Origin of the sequence: Paenibacillus sp. FSL H7-0690 (genome assembly GCF_037980415.1) — a bacterium.
GTDB lineage: Bacteria > Bacillota > Bacilli > Paenibacillales > Paenibacillaceae > Paenibacillus_AQ > Paenibacillus_AQ odorifer.
On sequence record NZ_CP150281.1, the window covers coordinates 6,102,854 to 6,121,127 of the forward strand.

The window sequence follows — 18,274 nt, forward strand, 5'->3', positions numbered from 1 at the left end:
TTCGTAAGCATCTTGCTTAGTTTTTACTACAAAAAGGGGGCTGCCGAAGAATGCTCTCTTCAGCAACCCCCGTTGCATTTGTTCAAACTCGACTCAAAGCCTAAGCTTCAAGCTCCCTATAAGGACTACTCAGCCAAGATGTATTGGTTAAGGGTAGCTCTCAGGTATTCTTGACGTCCGGATTGGTTAGGACGTGGGTTCTCATTGTTCAAAGCATATTCAGCCAAAGAAGCCAATGTTGCTTTACCGGAAACGATGTCTGCACCAACGCCTTCTGTGAAGCTGCTGTAGCGTTTGTCAATGAAATCTTCGAATACGCGATCTTCGATCAATTTAGCAGCAACTTTCAAGCCTTTTGCGTAAGTATCCATGCCAGCGATGTGTGCCAAGAACAGATCTTGTGGCTCGAAGGAAGGACGACGTACTTTAGCGTCGAAGTTAATTCCGCCTTTGCCAAGACCGTCATTCTTCAATACTTCATAAAGAGTAAGTGTTGCATCGTAGATGTTTACTGGGAATTCATCAGTATCCCAACCAAGCAGTGTATCCCCTTGGTTAGCGTCAAGTGATCCAAGCATGCCATTAATACGAGCTACACGAAGTTCATGTTCAAAAGTATGACCTGCAAGCGTAGCGTGGTTAGCTTCAAGGTTCAGCTTGAAGTGCTTGTCGAGGTTGTATTTTTGCAAGAACGAAATTGTTGTTGCTGCATCGAAATCATATTGATGTTTAGTAGGCTCTTTTGGTTTAGGTTCGATCAGGAATTGACCATCAAAGCCAATTTCCTTAGCGTAATCTACGGCCATGCTGAACAGACGTGCAATGTTATCTTGTTCAAGACCCATATCTGTATTCAGCAATTCTTCGTAACCTTCACGGCCGCCCCAGAATACATAGTTGCTTGCGCCCAGACGTTTACCAACTTCCAGACCTTTCTTCACTTGTGCTGCTGCATGTGCGAAAACATCAGCGTTAGGTGTAGAACCTGCACCGTGCATATAACGCGGGTTAGTGAACATATTAGCTGTATTCCACAGCAATTTCTTGCCGGAAGTCTTCATGCCTTGTTCAAGGATATCAACAATAGTGTCGATGTTGCTGTAGAACTCACGCAAAGATGCGCCTTCTGGTGCGATATCTACATCATGGAAGCAGAAGTAAGGCAGATCCATCTTGTCCATAAATTCGAATGCTGCTTCAGCGCGAGCTTTAGCTTTATCAAGACCACTCAATTTGTCCCAGCTGCGAATTGCAGTTTCAGCGCCAAACGGATCAGAACCGCCAGCAGTTAATGTATGCCAATAAGCCATTGCAAATTTCAGATGTTCCTCCATAGTTTTGCCGGCTACGACTTCTTTAGGATTGTAGAATTTAAATGCATAAGGGTTGGTGGAACGGCTTCCCTCGTAAGAGATTTTGTTCACTGTCTCAAAATAAGCCATTGTGTAATCCTCCTCATATTGTGCTACGCTAGCAAGCGTTTACAGCATCATCTTAACACATCTTTTTGACTTTGTATATTGGTTAAACAAAGTTTTTTTATAAAATTTCCGCCTCTTTAAGTCTCCCTTGCCTATCCGTTTAATATTCAAAAAATCCAACAAACATAGATTTCCTCTTTTCTGCCGATGTATTGCAATTTCCAGCACATCACTCTAGACTAAGTGGCATACAACAAAAGGGAACTATGCTAAAAAGGATGTGTGATTCGTGAAGGTTACCGGAGATCAGGCGCTGGTCAAAAAAATCAATAAATCGATCGTACTACATACTATTCGAAGGAACTCTCCGCTCTCGCGCGCCAAGGTTTCAGAGATGACCGGACTGAATAAAGCTACCGTATCCAATCTGGTGGCAGAGCTATGCGCTCAAGAATTAGTGACTGAAGTTGGACCAGGTCAATCCAGTGGCGGTCGTAAACCGCTAATGCTGCATTTTAACAGCATGGCTGGCAGCGTAATCGGCATAGAGCTGCGAGTGAAGCAGTTGACAGCCGTCTTATGTGATTTAAGTGGTGGCATTCTTTTCGAAAGCGATTTCTCCCTGGACAATCATGCTCTGCCTTATGTACTGGAACGGATGAAAAAAACAATTTCAGACTTGATTGATAAAGCACCTGAATCCCCATACGGTATCGTCGGCATCGGAGTAGGTGTCCCCGGGATGGTGGATGAGAACGGGGTTGTTCTTTTTGCTCCCAACCTTGGCTGGGAAATGGTCGACCTGCGGGGTATTTTGGAGGCGGAATTCGCGGTTCCAGTCACTATTGATAACGAAGCTAACGCAGGTGCACAAGGTGAACTGAACTTTGGGGCGGCAAAAGATGTTAGACATCTGCTCTATATCAGTGCGGGTTCAGGGATCGGATCCGGTATTATTATTGGCGGAGAGCTGTACAAAGGTGCAAGAGGATATGCCGGCGAGACCGGACATATGACGATTGAAGCACAAGGCAAGCCGTGCAGTTGTGGGAGCCGTGGCTGTTGGGAGCTATATGCCTCGGAAAAAACCTATGACCATTCCGAGTTCTCCCTCCCTGCTCATACCACACAAGAACTGGTCCGTTATGCAGCCGCTGGACAAGAAGACGCCTTGCACCACTTCTCATCTATAGGTGAATATCTCGGCATCGGAGTAACGAATCTAATCAATAGCTTTAATCCAGAGCTGATTGTCATCGGTGGAGCCTTATCCGAAGCAGAAGCCTGGTTAGGGGAGCCCCTTCGCCGGGTTGTAGCCGAGCGTACACTTCCTTATCATAAGCAGCAGCTCGAGATTACCTTCTCCAAGCTGGGCAGCCGAGGCACGATGATAGGCGCGGGGTTCTCTGCAGTTATGCATTTTCTAGGCGATATTCGGGTGACCGTTTAATGTAGTCTAATGGACAACGTTTTGCGGGACAGTTTCACGGGTGAAATTCAAGAGCGGATAGAATTGACGTAAAATTGCCGCATTTAGGTGGATCAAAAGTGCAGTAAAAGCAACTTAAATCCTATATAATAAAGGATAAGTTAGTGTGACATTTATCACTACAACCCCTTTTTTGAAATGGAGAGCGAGTCCATGACCTATGTTGATACGTCTGATATCTCGGCACAGATGTTCATCACTGTGTTGCTTTTTCTGCTCATTATTGCCCCTTTGATCAGTCTCGGTGTGCTCCGTTTTTTTCAAGCCAAAAAGAAATCAGGATTCATTCTGATCGGCAGCGGTGTTGCTGTATACGTCCTATTTCAGATCATTACCTCTTTCACTCAAGCTTAAATTGAACTTTGCGATTTACATCATAAAAAATAGCCTGCGCATATTAGCGTCAGGCTATTTTTGTATACTTAGACCACAAAAAGATCACCTCCAAAATGGAAGCGACCTTTTGCAATTTCCTCACAGAAATATATTTAATTAAACAGTCGCCAATGCTTTGTCGAACTGAGTTTTATTCATCCCCACGATTTTGTGCTCACCAATTACAGTTACAGGAACAGCTCTCATTCCCATATCCCAAACCTGCTGCGCGTAATCATCATTCTGCTCAATATTACGCTCTTCATAGGCTACGCCTTTTTCACTCAAAAAGCTCTTCACCTGACGGCAATGTGGACAATTTGTTGATGTATATACAATTACATTTTCCATCATTAGACCTCCTATGGAAGATTACAGTTATGTTACAGAATAACCGCGCTATGTTCCAGACTTTCAATGTATTTCTCAGCATCCATAGCTGCCATACATCCACTGCCTGCTGCTGTAATTGCTTGTCTATAACGGGTATCCTGCACATCACCACAAGCGAATACGCCTGGGATATTAGTTTCAGAAGTACCTGGGTTAGTCATGATATAACCTTCAGTATTAGTTGTGATTTGTCCACCCAAAAATGCAGTGTTAGGATGGTGGCCAATCGCCACAAACACTCCGCTTGCTTCAATGATTTCTTCTTGTCCGGTCTCATTGTTCAGCACTTTTAGTCCACTCACGCCTTTGTCTCCAGAAGTTACTTCCAGAGGAGTACGATTCAGGCTCCAAGCTACTTTAACATTATCGCGAACGCGATCCTGCATGATCTTGGAAGCACGTAGCTCTTCACGACGGTGTACCAGCGTTACTTTGGAGGCAAAACGAGTCAAGAAACCCGCTTCCTCAAGCGCAGAATCTCCACCGCCAACAACCACGATCTCTTTATTACGGAAGAAGAATCCATCACAGGTAGCACAGGTGCTCACACCGCGTCCCACATTATCCTGCTCGCCTGGGATACCGAGGTATTTTGCCGTAGCGCCAGTCGAAATGATCAGGGTATCCGTCGTAAGAACACCCAATCCTTCAACATTAAGCTTAAAAGGACGCTCTCCAAGTTCTACACTGTTCACCCAACCCGTACGGAATTCCGCACCAAAACGTTCAGCTTGTTTACGCATATTATCCATTAAGTCTGGACCCATAATTCCATCAGGAAATCCCGGGAAATTCTCCACTTCTGTAGTGGTGGTCAATTGTCCGCCAGGCTGAGGTCCTTCGATTACTAGTGGGTTCAAATTGGCACGAGCCAAGTAGATAGCAGCAGTCAACCCCGCCGGTCCGGTTCCAACAATTATTGATTTATACATATCTATATCCTCCTTGAGTTAGACGGCAGTGACGTCGCTTCTTATTTAAAATAATTATAATGTAGTCTTAATTATGCTAACTGAAAGCAAAAATGTCAATAAGCCAGACTCCCTCAGGGAAAAATCATTTGTGAACAATTTAATTTTTGGCAATAAATAATACACAGTAACATCACTGACCTCTTACCGCAACAATCGCAGCCCATTAAGAATAACCAATATCGTACTGCCTTCATGACCGATCACGCCAAAAGGAAGGGCGATGCCCTGCACAAAGTTACTGATCATCAGAACCGCGATTACTGTTACAGCAAAAATCATATTTTGCTTCACAATACGCTGTGAGCGCCGTGCCAATGAAATGGTCGAGGCGATCTCTTCAATATTATCATTCATAAGCACTACATCGGCGATCTCAAGCGCTGCACCACTGCCTTTCATGCCCATTCCCATACCAACAGTCGCTGTAGCCAGAGCAGGCGCATCATTCACACCGTCACCCACCATCACAACATTACCGTGCTCTTCACGAAGCGCCTTAATATGCTTTACTTTATCCTCTGGTAAAAGGTCGGCAAATACTAAATCTACTCCGGTTGAAGCCGCAATAACCTTTGCTGTAGCTTCCCGGTCACCCGTAAGCATAGCCACTTTAATCCCCAGCTCCTGCAGCTTCCGCACTGCGGCTTCTGCTTGTGGGCGAACTGTATCCTGCAATGCAATCATACCTGCAATATGCTCACCGTCCAAAATAATGGAGACAGTCTTCCCCTCTTCCGCCAACTGCTGCCGTTTAGTTCTCCAGAATGCAAGCTCAGAGTTCATCGCAGATGAAATCAGCTCATCCAGTAAATTGGACTTTCCAATTTTCCAGAGATGCCCGTCAACTTGACCTTCAATTCCCCAGCCAGTGATGGTTTTACTTTCCTGCACTCCCCGCAGCTCCAGATATTCTTCCTCAGCTTTACGCACAATGGCTTCCGCCAATGGATGGCGTGACATATGCTCAATGGATGCGCTAATCGCCAGTAATTCTTCCCGGTTGTAGCCTTCAGCTGCAATAAAGTCTGTCACCTGCGGAGTTCCCTCTGTAAGGGTCCCTGTCTTATCAAAAGCTACAACAGAGGTCCGAGCCATATTTTCGAGGTGGACCCCGCCTTTAAATAAAATCCCTTTTCGCGCACTTTTGGAAATGGCCGACAGCATCGCAGGCATAATCGATGAGACCAACGCACAAGGCGAGGCTACTACAAGAAAAACCATCGCTTTATAAAAGGTTGCGCTCCAGCTCCAGTCCAGCAAAAAGGGTGGAAGGAAAATAAGAGCCACAGTCGAGGCAACGACTACCCGTGCATAGATGGCTTCCAGTCTTTTAATGAATCGCTGTGAGTTTGGAACATCCGACTCTGCTTCTTCTACCATCTTAATGATCTTGGAAAAAAGTGTGTTCTCTGCTGATTTCGTTACTTCAATATAAAGTGGACCTTCTCCATTGACCGTACCTGCGAATACTTCGCTACCGGCACATTTTTCAACAGGCACTGACTCTCCTGTAATGGAAGCCTGATCTACTGCCGATTCTCCTCTGTACACCTTGCCATCTGCAGGAATAAGGTCCCCTGGACGTACAAGCAACAGATCTCCAATTACTAACTGATCAATAGCTACCTCGTTCATGCTTCCTTTTTCAATCCGCATGGCTGTGGCAGGTTTCAAGGCCATAAGTGAGGAAATATCCTTCTTACTCCGTTCCATCGTATAGCTCTCTAAAGCTCCACTAAGCGCAAAAATAAAGATGAGCATAGCACCTTCATTCCAGTACCCAATGGTAGCTGCGCCTAGTGCGGCCGCAATCATCAGCAGGTTCACATCGAGATCACGTTCTTTGGCGAGCGTCTCAATGCCTTCTTTGGCTTTGTTCCAGCCACCAATGGTATACGAAATAACATAAAGTACTATAGAGAAAACTTCTGACCAGCTGCCCATAGCCCAAGCAAAAAGCATAAGTACTCCGCTGCCAAGCGCAGCCTGCATCTCGGAGTTGCTGAGCATGGCTCTCAGATCGAACCGGCGTTTTGGAGCGCCTGGTTTCTTCATGCTGCCGGAGATTGAGGTTTGCTGGGGTAAATGTTTTGATGTTGCTTGCATAATAATCACCATCCTGAAAGTTTTGTGTAGGATTACTTCATTGACTTCTCTTCGCAACAAAACTTGCTTCGGGAGCATACGTTTTGTTTTGTCTAAATGATAATGAGAGCCATTCTTAAGACCCCTAAAATGACACATGCTGCCCCGGCTTAGCCGGGACAGCATGAATGATAACTATGAGTAGTGAGAATGATAATCATTGTTGCAATAGTACAACTATATTTCCTTAGTGCAACTTATATTTTAATAATACCACCTTGAACGAAAAAGTAAACCCTACCTTCCGGGTTATTCGTCATAAATTTAAATTAGCGTTTTCCTCTCTTAGCTGCGTATTTTATTTAAAAGCTCGGATAGGACTTGCTCTTCGACTGGCGTCGAATAAGCTCCACCTTCAAAAGACTTCATCGCTCCAATTCCAGCTTGGAACACAAACCGTATACGCCCTTTGCGAACCTTTTTATCCGTATACATCTTATCAATCAGCATTCTATTTGTAATGGTTGCTGGTATTTCAGTCGGAAGTCCCGCCTTCTTCAACAAAGCAATCACACGCTGAGTTTGGTCAGGTGTTACATACTTTAACTGCTCTGCCAGCTGCACCTGAACCGCGAGTCCAATCGCAATAGCTTCACCATGTAATAATTCATAACCACTTAAAGCCTCTAACGCCCGGCCAGCAGTATGCCCCAGATTTAAAATTTGGCGCAGGTTGCTCTCCAGTTCATCCTTTTCCACCACGCTGTACTTGATCTCACAATTATGAAAAGCAATCCGTTCACAAACCTCTCGATCTAATACAAGTTCGCCTTCTGAGGAGACCACTCGCTCCATATTCTGTTCAAGAAACTCAAAAAAGTCAGCATCCGCGATGCAGGCATGTTTGATTGTTTCAGCCAACCCACTACGAAGCTCACGTACCGGAAGCGTTCTCCAAGTGGCTAGGTCAATGTAGACCTTTTTAGGCTGATGAAAAACACCAATTAGATTGGTTGCAACCGGTGTATTCACGCCCGTTTTACCACCAATAGAAGCATCCGCTGCTGCTAAAAGGGTAGTTGCATAGTTCAAACTTGGCACTCCCCGACCAAATGTTCCAGCCAAAAAGCCTGCCAAATCCGTTACCGCTCCACCTCCTATGGCAAGGATACAGCAATCTCGTCCGTAAGAACGGCTTAATAGCCGGTCCTCCAGCTGTGCCTTCGTTTCTCGGGTTTTAGACTTCTCTCCAGCAGGGAAAGAAAATAACTCCGCTTGAAAATCATTCTGATGCAGTTGTTCCAGCAAGGCTTGTCCATACAGGGCTTCAACTTTTGAATCTGTAATAATCGCGAATTTGCTTACATTCTCGACAATTCCATGTTTCAAATCCTCGATCAGAGCGCCAAAAAGACCTTCCCCAATCTCAATATCGTAAGAATGATCAACGACCTTTTGCAGGCCAACTCTAAAATTTGTAGACATCTACAGCACCCCTATTCAGCAAGATGCTAATAAAATTCGAGCCTCCACTCTCATTATCCTGTTTATGTAAAATGTAAGGAGAAGCTGGAAACAAATGCGGAGGTTCCAAAACTAATGTTGTCTGTAGCTATTGGTGATAGTAGAAAGGATTATGTACCTCTTCCTAACGAATAGCGTCTCTGGTGTCCGAAACTACGCTTAAAAAGCTAAAATCAGGCAAATAGCGTCATCTGGGTCCTTAAGCATCGGGGGTTGAGGAGTGCAGAGGTTAAGTGCAGAGTTTAAATGCAAAGCATGAGTGCAAATTAGTTTAAGTGCGGTGGTTGGGCACAGGGTAGGAGTACAGGAGGTTGAGTACGGAGGTTGAGCGCAAAGTATGAGTACGACACGATTGATGAACGTATGATGCAAGTTGCTCGCGTATGTAGCTACTATAGGACTCAGCTGACCTTAATCGCTGGTTTTAAACACATTTGGTATTCTAACGGACCTCATTGCAGCTATTGACCTGAAAAGCACCAAATATGTACCTCTTCCTAACGAATAGCGTCTCTCGTGTCCGAAACCATGCTTAAAAAGCTAAAATCAGGCAAATAGCGTCATCTGGGTCCTTAAGCATCGGGGGGGCGGAGGTTAAGTGCAGACTTTGAGTGCTGATTAGTTTAAGTGCAGAGGTGCACGATTAGTTTAAAGTGCGGAGGTTGAGTGCGGTGGTTGGGCACAGGGTGGGAGTACGGAGGTTGAGCGCAAAGTATGAGTACGACACGAGTGATGAACGTATGATGCAAGTTGCTCGCGTATGTAGCTATTATCGGACTCAGCTGACCCTAATCGCTGATTTTAAACACATTTTGTATTCTAACGGACCCCATTGCAGCTATTGACCTGAAAAGCACCAAATATGCACCTCTTCCTAACGAATAGTGTCTCTGGTGTCCGAAACCATGCTTAAAAAGCTAAAATCAGGCAAATAGCATCATCTGGGTCCTTAAGCATCGGGGGGGTGAGGAGTGCGGAGGTTAGTGCCTAGTTTGAGTGCTGATTAGTTTAAGTGCAGAGGTGCACGATTAGTTTAAAGTGCGGTGATTGAGTAAAGGGATATATGTACGCTGTTGAAGCAGGCCGCTAACGACCAAAAAAACAAAGCAACGATTCTCCGATAACCGGATAATCGCTGCTCTGAAGTCTTTTTTCGATTCTTATATAAACTGCACCGTATCGTTCATCAGAAAAAGCTTACTGCCTTCCCCCGGCGGCAGTATCCAGCGTTTCTCGCTGCCTGGCGATCCAGATCAGGCAGGCCGCTCTCAGCAGCGCTTCGGTCCGCTGACCGGCGCTGCAAAAGATCCCGCTGAGCCCGATCTGATACAGATCGGCCAAAGCCGACGCCGCCGGTGTCCCCGCGGCGAGCACCACCGCCGCCGGCTTCACGCTCGTCACGGCGGCAAAAATCTTCCCCGCCGCCAGGGCGAATTCCTCCGCGGCGGTCTCTTCCGGCGCGTGTTCGCCCGCCGCGCCGTCCAGCACTAGGAAATCGGCGATACGCGCGATTTCCGCAGCGGCGGCAGGCTCCACATCGGGCGCGATCAGCGCCCCGATGCGGCATGCCGCCGCATAAGCGTGGCCGAGTGTCTGATCGGCCACGTCTTCGATGAATTCGCGCTTTGCAGCGAATTCGGCTGCGCTTGCGGTGTAGGCGACCAGCAGGTCAAGGCGGCAATCGCCGCCTTGCCGCTGGCTCTCCGCCACCGCAGCGAACAGCGCTTCGAGCTGCGCGTCCTGAAGCGCGGCAAGCTTGGCGGGCTGCGCCACCGCAAGCGACTCTGGATGCAGCAGGGTGACCGCTGCCCATTCGCCATCCGGCGATTCGAGCAGCTCGGCAACAGCTGCACGCAGACGATAAGAGATTCGCTGCAGAATACGCGCTGTTTGGAGTTCATCCTCGCTGGATAACCAGTTCTCATAAAGACAGAACAGCTCTGGTTCCAGCAGCCATTCCTCACTCCGTATCAAACACGGGCCCGCTTGAACAGTCCTTGTTCCTTCCCGTCCAGCAAGACGTTCTTCTCTTCCTTCACGCAGCACTAGGAATGTCGATGGTTCCCCCGGCCGCTTAAAATAAGACCGCTTCAAAGGCTCAATGACATCCCTCTGCTCTACTCCAGCGATAAATTCTGCGGCAGCGGAGGCTACGGATCCAGCTTGGCTCATTTCCATTCCCACAGTCCGATCACCAGCCTTATACATGAACTTGAACGGGCGCTCTTCACTACTCCGCAAACCATCCTGCTGACGTTCACCCTTCATCCTCGCACCCACCCTTTATCTTTGGATTGCTGCCGGTATGCCAAGCTATATAACATAAGCGACCGACATTTCATTTACCTACCTCACTTATAAATACGGGAGCCACACCTGAAATATGCAAGCGTTGCCAAATCCGATGAATATTCCAACTTTTTTAGGCAACAAAAAAAGCATTACCGCAGAGCAGTAATGCTTTTCGAAATATAAACTTCTATTGTTGACTGGCAGCAATAGCTTGCTCCAGATCATAGATAATATCATCAATGGACTCCGTCCCGATCGACAAACGCAGCAATTCCGGCGTTACTCCGGCTGTGATTTGCTCCTCATCCGACAGCTGTGCATGAGTTGTGCTCGCTGGGTGGATGATCAATGACTTGGAATCCCCAACATTCGCTAAATGAGAGAACAGCTTCACATTCTCAATCAGCTTACGTCCCGCAGCACTTCCACCTTTAATACCAAAAGTAAGGATCGCACCTTGGCCTTTAGGCAAATACTTTTGCGCTAATTCATGAGATGGATGCGTAGGAAGTCCCGAATAACTTACCCATTCCACATCTGAATGTGCCTCCAAATATTGCGCTACCTTCAGCGCATTCTGGCTATGACGTTCCATCCGCAAATGAAGAGTCTCCAGACCTTGCAGCAGCATCCAAGAGTTGAACGGTGAAATCGCCGCCCCTAAATCGCGAAGCAATTGAACGCGGGCTTTAATAATATAAGCAATCGGGCCCACCGCTTCCGTATAAACCACTCCATGATAGCTTGGATCTGGCTCCGTAAGACCTGGGAATTTACCGCTTGCCTTCCAATCAAATTTACCGCCGTCAACAATAATCCCGCCAATGGATGTACCATGTCCACCGATGAATTTGGTTGCCGAATGGACAACAATGTCCGCGCCATGCTCAATCGGACGCAATAAATATGGACTTGGGAACGTATTGTCTACGATGAGAGGAATCCCATGTTCATGGGCGATCGCTGCAACTGCCGCAATATCCAGAACATTTCCCTGTGGGTTGCCGATTGTTTCCGCATACAAGGCTTTGGTCTTATCTGTAATCGCAGCACGGAAGTTCTCAGGATTATCCGAATCTACGAAATGTACCTTAATACCAAGCTTAGGCAGTGTTGTCGAAAATAGATTATAAGTCCCGCCATATAGGCTTGCTGCAGATACAATTTCATCCCCAGCGCCCGCAATATTTAGAATGGAAAAGGAAATAGCCGCTGCCCCGGAAGCTGTAGCAAGCGCACCTGCCCCGCCCTCAAGTGCTGCCACACGCTGTTCAAATACATCCGTAGTTGGGTTCATCAGCCGAGTATAAATATTACCGAATTCTTTAAGCGCGAACAGATCCGCTGCATGATCAGCATCACGGAACCCGTAGGAAGTGGTCTGATAAAGCGGTACAGCACGTGAGAAAGTAGTTGGATCAATTTCCTGGCCTGCATGGACAGCCAAAGTTTCAAACGACAGCTTGCGATCTTCTGACATAGGTATTTCCTCCCCTATAATTAAGTATAGAAATGATTAACAATTTTGAATTGTACCCATTCTCTCACAAACCACGTCATTTGAAAAGAAAAAAATCTCATTATTCCGGTGTGAATTATTGTACTTTGGTCAAATGCTTCTGCTAGTGTCCTCTACCTACTGGATAACGCTTTCAATATAAATTAATAAAAACCTCAACCTTATGTATAAAACACAATCGCTAATCAAGCTGATCGGTTAATAGTTTGAATCAGGACAGCGGCGAATGAGCTTGTCCTCCTCACTCGCCGCTTCCGATTCAGCCCTTCGGCTTAGTAATTGCTTTGGCTTGTTTCGCCTTTAGCAATCGCTACACCACCACTAGTTCCAATACGGCTTGCACCTGCTTGTACCATTACATGTGCATCTTCTGCACTACGTACACCACCGGAAGCTTTTACACCGATATTAGGTCCAACTGTAGCACGCATAAGCGCGATATCTTCTTTCGTTGCCCCGCCTGTAGAGAATCCAGTGGATGTTTTTACGTAATCTGCTCCGGCCTCAACAGATAGCTTGCAGGCACGAACTTTTTCTTCTTCCGTTAACAGACAAGCCTCAATGATGACTTTTGTCAGGGCTTTGCCGCGCGCTGCATCTACAACAGCTGCAATATCACGTTTAACCAGCTCATCGTTGCCATCTTTTAATGCTCCGATATTGATGACCATATCCACCTCGCCTGCACCTTTAGCGATAGCATCGGTAGTCTCGAATGCTTTGCTCTCTGTTGTCGATGACCCCAGCGGAAAGCCGATTACTGTACATACTTTAACCTCAGGCGTATCTTTCAGCACTTCATGGGCAGTAGCTACCCAAGCAGGGTTTACGCAAACAGAAGCAAACTTATAAGTTTTAGCTTCCTCCGCCAATTTAATAATGTCTTCTTTCCGTGCATCTGCTTTAAGCAGTGTATGATCAATGATCCCCGATAGTGTAATTTCGCTCATTTTTATTATTCCTCCATGATTTGGATAGTAGTTTTTTTCATCTCTGTAATCATACCAATAGAACTGTGCTTTGCAAAGCAAACAGGATGGGCATGCCTACCTCAAACCTTAATTTGTGCAGATTTTATGGATTTTAAGTAGTTTCTCATTCCCTAAATTATCTTTTAAAAAAAATAAAGGTTTAATCCCCTAAACTTTCCCAATTAAAAATACGATAATAGTCTTAGATAAATAGGTTTTTTTATCCTATTCATCAAAATTTTTCTTAGATAAAACTTAGGAGGAGATTAATCAAAAATGGGAAACTTCAATTTCGCCACAAATGCTGCCGATCAAAAACTGAATGTACAAGTGGAAGGAACTATGTCGCCAGAAGATGCAGGACGTTTCATTAATGAGTACAACCAAATCATAAGTGCATTCGACCCGAAACAATATGAGATCATCCTAGATTGCAAGACATTGAATGTATCCTCAAAGGACACACTTCCCATGCTTGAGCAATGCTACATACTGTACAAACAATCCGGATTTAAAAAAGTAACCTTTATTATTGCCAAAAGCCCTGTCCTAAAAATGCAGTTAAGCCGAGTGGCACGGGCAACGAAATTAGAAAATTACGAAATTATTGAAGCATAGGAGGCGCCACTTGGGACATATAGCGATTCGCCAAGCTGCTTATTACCACCCAGAGCATATCGTAGATAACGAATATTATCTGAAGCATTTTCAGAGTATGGGCAAGGACATCAAACGATTCCTAGAAGTCATGGGTCGCGACCGGAGATACATCGTAAAAGAACAGGGTGAAAATGCTCTGACGATGGGATTAAAGGCTGCCCAAAAAGTGCTTAGCGAAGCGAATTTGCAAGGTGAGGATATGGACATGATCATGTTCGCTTCACAGACGCCAGAGTACACCTATCCTACCAATGCACTTCTCCTACACCGTATGCTTCAAGGTAAACACCGGACCATTACGCAGGATTCCAATGCTAACTGCGCAGGAATGGTCTCCGCCGTGGAGCAGACAAGTCGTTATATGCAAGCCAATCCCAGCATCAGGTACGCACTCGTTGTAGGAAGCGACTACAGCTCAGTGAACTGCAATACAGATGATGAAATTACTTACCCTAACTTTGGGGACGCCGCAGCAGCAGTGATTCTAGAGCGCAGCAGTGAGTATGCAGGCTTCATAGATTCCCTTTATTACACCGATTCTGAAGGCTCCGAAAATATTATGTTCCCGGCCTGCGGCCTGTCGAATATTTATCAAGAGGGTATGACCCCAGAGCAGATTCGGATACGGTGGACCCCTTTTGACGGTACAGTGTGTGTGGATGCGGCTATAGCGGATATGAAGGAGCTTCTCTCACGCAACGGTCTGACTACGGATGATATCTCTGCATTCTGCCTTTCACAATTCTCACTGAAAAATATCGAGCTCATCCAAATCGGACTTGGGCTAACCGCAGAAAAGTTCATTTATGTAGGCGACGAGTTCGGCTACACAGCCACAAGCAGTCCTTTTATCGCCTTTCAACGCGGAGTCGAGGACGGACGAATTAAACGTGGCGATTATGTCTTCTTTTGGTCAGTTGGCGCTGGCTGGCAAATTCCTACGATGCTTTATCAATATTAATAGCATAAAAAGCCCTACTTCTATAGAAGTAGGGCTTTCATCAGAGGAAATAAATCAGAAACCCAATAATGAATTATTTAGTCAGGGATTGAACATCCACAAAAGGTGTGGCTCCCCCTGTTACAGATGGCAACACGCCGTTCCATTTTTCCAGCGCTTTCTCCTGAACCTCAATTTGCTTCAGCTGCACCAGCTCAGGTGTAACCTCTTGCTTCTTAAGTCTTAAAGATTCAGCCTCTGCTTGCGCCTGGGCGATTTTTTGCTTCGCTTCAATTTCAATCCGCCGGAGATCATTTTCGGCCTTCAATGCCTGCTGCTGGGCGACCTGCTTTGCTTCAATCGACTGGTTAAATGCCTCCGAGAATTTAAAGTTAACGATGTTAATATCGTTGACGATCAGGTCATATTTTGCCAGCCTAGCGGTTAAGTGCTCACTAATCTCACTCGACACTACATCACGACGCGTAATCAAATCCTCTGCTGGATATTTGGCTGTCACTTCTTTAACGATTTCTTGAATGGCCGGATTGATAATTACACTATCAAAATTACCTCCGATATTGTTCATCAGATTAAAGGCGGAAGCCTTATTTACGGAATAGTTCACCGCCACATGTGTGGACACGGGCTGAAGATCTTTTGAAGAGGCTGAAGTATCGGTCTCCGCCTTCGTTACCTGTGTATTGACCTGAATCACCGTCTGAATAAATGGAATTTTAAAATGAATGCCGGGTGACAATGTATTGTCATTTAATTTACCAAAGGTTTTGTATAAACCTACATGCCCATATTCCACAGATACAAAAGAGTTCGCGCCGATCAACAATACAATAAGCACCGCTGCAATACCGGTGACTATTTTTCCCGGACGCAGCTGTTTCAATTTCGGATTCATTTGCATATTCATCCAATACCCCTCCTAGATTATGGATAATCATTCAAGCTTAACCGTCTATACGGAGGTTTAGGGTAAATGGTCGCAGGAAATATTTCAACAGCAGTGGTCATGGCGTTACCGCTCTGGAATCAGTCCTTCTACGGTCAACCGGAATTTCTTGCTCTGCTTGTCCCCGATATTAGAAGCTTCATATATTCCTTCATCCGTTAGCACCACTGAGTCCGCCTTTAAAGCATCATTAACAAAAGTTATCTCAGCGTGATCAACATTCCAGCGGTAAATATAGGCACTCATCGGATTTCCATGTGCGGCTACACCCTCAAAAGATCCATCCTGATCAACATCCAGCTCTTTGGAATGTCCGGTATCAATTTGCAGCAAACCCGAGGGGTTACCGCTCTCGTCGATTAAATAATAGTTACTGAGCGAGTTATTTGCTCCTAATCCTCCGGTGATTTTCAACACCTTTTCGCTAAATAGCCGCACTACTTCTACCTTGATATCCTCCGGTTGACGATAATTATAAGTTCCTATCGCCCCTAGACTGTATTGTCCTTTGGAAGTAGAAGTTCTGGCATACACATAGTCTTCGTCACTAGCCATCGTATACACACTCACTTTGAGTCCTCCAAAATCCTCCAGCTTCTTCTCTGTAATCAAAGTAGCGCCTGTGGGTGGAGCACTTAGTTGAGAGACTATGGGCATTGTATCCACCAGGTTCCACTCCAGCTTAATGAGGTTAGCAGCGGTGTTTGTTGGCTTCGGTCTTGAGGTGTGGTAGTCGTTAGCCGATTGAGCGGGGGATGGGTCCACCTGATGTTGGCAACCTGCCAGTAGATTCATTAGAAGCAAGGCTGTCAGCGTAACGGATTTATGTAAAGGAAACATCCTTGATCACTTCCTAACCTCTTTTTAAAAATAAATCTTTCACTAATCATAGATGAAGTTAGGCATTCAAATGTTACTTTTAGGAGGCGGGAGGGTTAATTTATTGTCTTTTGAGGGTATGCGCCGATCAAACAGCTAAATTGGCATACAAAAAACCCGCATGAAATGCGGGTTAAGGTTAGCTATCCAGAATCAAGAGCCTAGCAGTTCACGCGCCAGTAGCCGGTAAACCTCTAGCCGTTTCTCCTGCGAATGTGGGATGCTGCATATCATTGCTTCTTGGAATCCATATTGTGCTTGTTCTTCTTGCAAACGTACGGCGATGTCTTTAACCGCACCAACTAAATGAATCTTGCGCCCTTCCTTGATTGACATCCGGTCAATTTCCGATAGCGAAATGTTCTGAGCTTCTTCTGGTGTCAGCACCTGAGTAATCCGGCCCTTACTCATCATCAACCGAAAAATATCCTGCGGCAATGCTTCATACTCAGCCTCTTCCTTCGTTTCTGCTGTGGTCACCATATAGGATACACTGATCTCTGGTTTGTCCATAAAGATAGAAGGCTGGTAGTTATTCCGGTAATGGTCCAAGATCTCATTACTCATCGCACCATTAAAAAATTGTGCGAAGGAGTATCCGACTCCCATTTGTGCAGCTTTTCGCGCACTATTGCCGCTCGAGCCTAACAACCATACTTCAGGGAGCGCCACCTTCGTTGGAGCAGCGAGATTTTTGGCATATAGCTCATCTTCCGGAATCTGATCACTAAGCAGCTGCATGGTAATGCCAAGCTTGTCATACATATTATGCAGCATTAACTCACGGCCTTCAGATAAAGCGTACATGGCGCTTGTATCGCCACCAGGAGCTCGTCCCACACCAAAATCAATTCTCCCCGGGGAAAAAGCACTTAACGTTTTAAATACTTCCGCCAGCTTAAGCGGAGAATAATGCATCATCATTACACCGCCGGTGCCGATTCGAATACGGTTGGTCTTGGCGGCTAAACGGGCAGCCGTTACTTCCGGAGCTGAGCTAGCAAATGTATTTCCGCCATGGTGCTCTGCCATCCACATTCTGCTATATCCCAGCTCATCTGCTAAAATGGCGAGTTCTTCTGCTTTATTCAGGGCACCTTCCGCAGTGTTGCCGCTTGTCACGGGTGCCTGATCCAATATGCTTAATCTCATGCGAATACATCCCTTCTTTGGTTAGATGACCATTTTATTACTGACCCATTCCTCTAGGGCTGCAATCTTATCTTTAAAGCGTTCACCACGCATTTCCTCCGACAACGAAGCAATAGTCTCCCGCTTTAATACGGCTTTCCAAGAGGATTCAGCTTCTTCCATCAGATTCGATAACAGGCAGCAGCTGTCTTCTTTTTCTAAATCCAACATATCTACCAGAATACCATTCGATGAATACAGCGACTGCTGGCCTTCCACCGCGAGGTAAACGTCATATACACGAATATCTTCAGGGCTTTTCTTTAATTTAAAACCGCCTTTAATGCCGGGAACAGACGTGATGATGTCTGCGGTTACCAGCTTTCTTAACAGTTTCTGAAAATAGGTCGCCGATGCTCCGAGCTGCTGGCTAATCGCTTCCCCAGACAACACCGCCTTATCCGGCAGCATGTTGAGTAGAACCAGTGCATATACCGACTGTTCTACCCCTGTTTTCATATGCATGTACAGCACCTCGATTTACGTAAATAGCTTGATTCAAACTGTAGATAATACCATCCGCGTATAAAGCGGATAAACATTATCCACTTTATATTTTATATTATTTTAAACCCAAAGTAAAACCTTGCTGGC

General features: G+C 45.7%; 16 protein-coding genes. 4 read left to right on the top strand and 12 right to left on the bottom strand.

All coding sequences use genetic code 11. The features are described from left to right. Positions 1-125: 125 nt before the first annotated feature. The gene (xylA, locus tag MHI32_RS26805) at positions 126-1,442 is read right to left on the bottom strand and encodes a xylose isomerase (protein WP_076128712.1); all 1,317 of its coding nucleotides are present in this window, start codon (positions 1,440-1,442) and stop codon (positions 126-128) included. Between the two features lie 268 nt (positions 1,443-1,710). Here xylA and MHI32_RS26810 point away from each other — a divergent pair, with 268 nt between their 5' ends. After that, on the top strand, positions 1,711-2,871 hold the full coding sequence (locus tag MHI32_RS26810; RefSeq protein ID WP_076128714.1) for an ROK family transcriptional regulator: 1,161 nt from the start codon (positions 1,711-1,713) through the stop codon (positions 2,869-2,871). A gap of 192 nt (positions 2,872-3,063) precedes the next feature. Beyond that, positions 3,064-3,264 (top strand): hypothetical protein, encoded by a 201-nt coding sequence (locus MHI32_RS26815; RefSeq protein ID WP_036680251.1) that lies wholly within the window; start codon positions 3,064-3,066, stop codon positions 3,262-3,264. Positions 3,265-3,402: 138 nt separating this feature from the next. Here the strand turns inward: MHI32_RS26815 and MHI32_RS26820 are convergent, their stop codons facing one another. The 7 genes from MHI32_RS26820 to deoC form a co-directional block, all read right to left on the bottom strand. Further along, entirely contained in the window at positions 3,403-3,636 is a 234-nt protein-coding gene (locus MHI32_RS26820) for a glutaredoxin family protein (protein ID WP_076128716.1), read from the bottom strand. Between the two features lie 32 nt (positions 3,637-3,668). After that, positions 3,669-4,610, bottom strand: a complete 942-nt coding sequence (trxB, locus tag MHI32_RS26825) for a thioredoxin-disulfide reductase (protein ID WP_076128718.1) — start codon at positions 4,608-4,610, stop codon at positions 3,669-3,671. 183 nt (positions 4,611-4,793) lie between these two features. Further along, on the bottom strand, positions 4,794-6,758 hold the full coding sequence (locus MHI32_RS26830; protein ID WP_340011381.1) for a heavy metal translocating P-type ATPase: 1,965 nt from the start codon (positions 6,756-6,758) through the stop codon (positions 4,794-4,796). A 324-nt stretch (positions 6,759-7,082) separates the two neighbouring features. After that, complete coding sequence (aroB, locus tag MHI32_RS26835) at positions 7,083-8,222, bottom strand: 3-dehydroquinate synthase (RefSeq protein ID WP_340011383.1); 1,140 nt, start codon at positions 8,220-8,222, stop codon at positions 7,083-7,085. A 1,236-nt stretch (positions 8,223-9,458) separates the two neighbouring features. Continuing rightward, a complete protein-coding gene (locus tag MHI32_RS26840) occupies positions 9,459-10,529 on the bottom strand; it encodes a hypothetical protein (protein ID WP_076128725.1) in 1,071 nt (356 codons plus the stop codon). Positions 10,530-10,740: 211 nt separating this feature from the next. Beyond that, positions 10,741-12,033: a homocysteine synthase gene (locus MHI32_RS26845; RefSeq protein WP_036680260.1), complete on the bottom strand. Its 1,293-nt coding sequence runs from the start codon at positions 12,031-12,033 to the stop codon at positions 10,741-10,743. 311 nt (positions 12,034-12,344) lie between these two features. Then, positions 12,345-13,022 carry a deoxyribose-phosphate aldolase gene (gene deoC / locus MHI32_RS26850; protein ID WP_036680262.1) on the bottom strand — a complete coding sequence of 226 codons (678 nt, stop codon included), beginning with the start codon at positions 13,020-13,022 and terminating at the stop codon, positions 12,345-12,347. Between the two features lie 297 nt (positions 13,023-13,319). Between deoC and MHI32_RS26855 the strand changes: the two genes are divergently transcribed. Continuing rightward, entirely contained in the window at positions 13,320-13,661 is a 342-nt protein-coding gene (locus MHI32_RS26855; RefSeq protein ID WP_076099934.1) for a hypothetical protein, read from the top strand. 10 nt (positions 13,662-13,671) lie between these two features. Continuing rightward, a complete protein-coding gene (locus MHI32_RS26860) occupies positions 13,672-14,664 on the top strand; it encodes a 3-oxoacyl-ACP synthase III family protein (RefSeq protein WP_076219606.1) in 993 nt (330 codons plus the stop codon). 73 nt (positions 14,665-14,737) lie between these two features. Here MHI32_RS26860 and MHI32_RS26865 read toward each other — a convergent pair whose 3' ends face one another. From MHI32_RS26865 to MHI32_RS26880, 4 genes are all read right to left on the bottom strand, one after another. Continuing rightward, the gene (locus MHI32_RS26865; RefSeq protein ID WP_076128733.1) at positions 14,738-15,571 is read right to left on the bottom strand and encodes a prohibitin family protein; all 834 of its coding nucleotides are present in this window, start codon (positions 15,569-15,571) and stop codon (positions 14,738-14,740) included. 105 nt (positions 15,572-15,676) lie between these two features. Continuing rightward, positions 15,677-16,450 carry a hypothetical protein gene (locus MHI32_RS26870; RefSeq protein ID WP_076219605.1) on the bottom strand — a complete coding sequence of 258 codons (774 nt, stop codon included), beginning with the start codon at positions 16,448-16,450 and terminating at the stop codon, positions 15,677-15,679. Positions 16,451-16,642: 192 nt separating this feature from the next. Beyond that, positions 16,643-17,641: an LLM class flavin-dependent oxidoreductase gene (locus MHI32_RS26875; RefSeq protein ID WP_076128737.1), complete on the bottom strand. Its 999-nt coding sequence runs from the start codon at positions 17,639-17,641 to the stop codon at positions 16,643-16,645. Positions 17,642-17,662: 21 nt separating this feature from the next. Continuing rightward, complete coding sequence (locus MHI32_RS26880; protein ID WP_076137019.1) at positions 17,663-18,145, bottom strand: Rrf2 family transcriptional regulator; 483 nt, start codon at positions 18,143-18,145, stop codon at positions 17,663-17,665. Positions 18,146-18,274: the final 129 nt, after the last annotated feature.

Excerpts from the sequence above, each read along its gene's own strand:
- xylA (WP_076128712.1), bottom strand. The coding sequence starts at position 1,442 with ATGGCTTATTTTGAGACAGTGAACAAAATCTCTTACGAGGGAAGCCGT.
- MHI32_RS26815 (WP_036680251.1), top strand. The coding sequence starts at position 3,064 with ATGACCTATGTTGATACGTCTGATATCTCGGCACAGATGTTCATCACT.
- MHI32_RS26820 (WP_076128716.1), bottom strand. The coding sequence starts at position 3,636 with ATGGAAAATGTAATTGTATATACATCAACAAATTGTCCACATTGCCGT.
- trxB (WP_076128718.1), bottom strand. The coding sequence starts at position 4,610 with ATGTATAAATCAATAATTGTTGGAACCGGACCGGCGGGGTTGACTGCT.
- MHI32_RS26830 (WP_340011381.1), bottom strand. The coding sequence starts at position 6,758 with ATGCAAGCAACATCAAAACATTTACCCCAGCAAACCTCAATCTCCGGC.
- aroB (WP_340011383.1), bottom strand. The coding sequence starts at position 8,222 with ATGTCTACAAATTTTAGAGTTGGCCTGCAAAAGGTCGTTGATCATTCT.
- MHI32_RS26840 (WP_076128725.1), bottom strand. The coding sequence starts at position 10,529 with ATGAAGGGTGAACGTCAGCAGGATGGTTTGCGGAGTAGTGAAGAGCGC.
- MHI32_RS26845 (WP_036680260.1), bottom strand. The coding sequence starts at position 12,033 with ATGTCAGAAGATCGCAAGCTGTCGTTTGAAACTTTGGCTGTCCATGCA.
- deoC (WP_036680262.1), bottom strand. The coding sequence starts at position 13,022 with ATGAGCGAAATTACACTATCGGGGATCATTGATCATACACTGCTTAAA.
- MHI32_RS26855 (WP_076099934.1), top strand. The coding sequence starts at position 13,320 with ATGGGAAACTTCAATTTCGCCACAAATGCTGCCGATCAAAAACTGAAT.
- MHI32_RS26865 (WP_076128733.1), bottom strand. The coding sequence starts at position 15,571 with ATGAATATGCAAATGAATCCGAAATTGAAACAGCTGCGTCCGGGAAAA.
- MHI32_RS26870 (WP_076219605.1), bottom strand. The coding sequence starts at position 16,450 with ATGTTTCCTTTACATAAATCCGTTACGCTGACAGCCTTGCTTCTAATG.
- MHI32_RS26875 (WP_076128737.1), bottom strand. The coding sequence starts at position 17,641 with ATGAGATTAAGCATATTGGATCAGGCACCCGTGACAAGCGGCAACACT.
- MHI32_RS26880 (WP_076137019.1), bottom strand. The coding sequence starts at position 18,145 with ATGCATATGAAAACAGGGGTAGAACAGTCGGTATATGCACTGGTTCTA.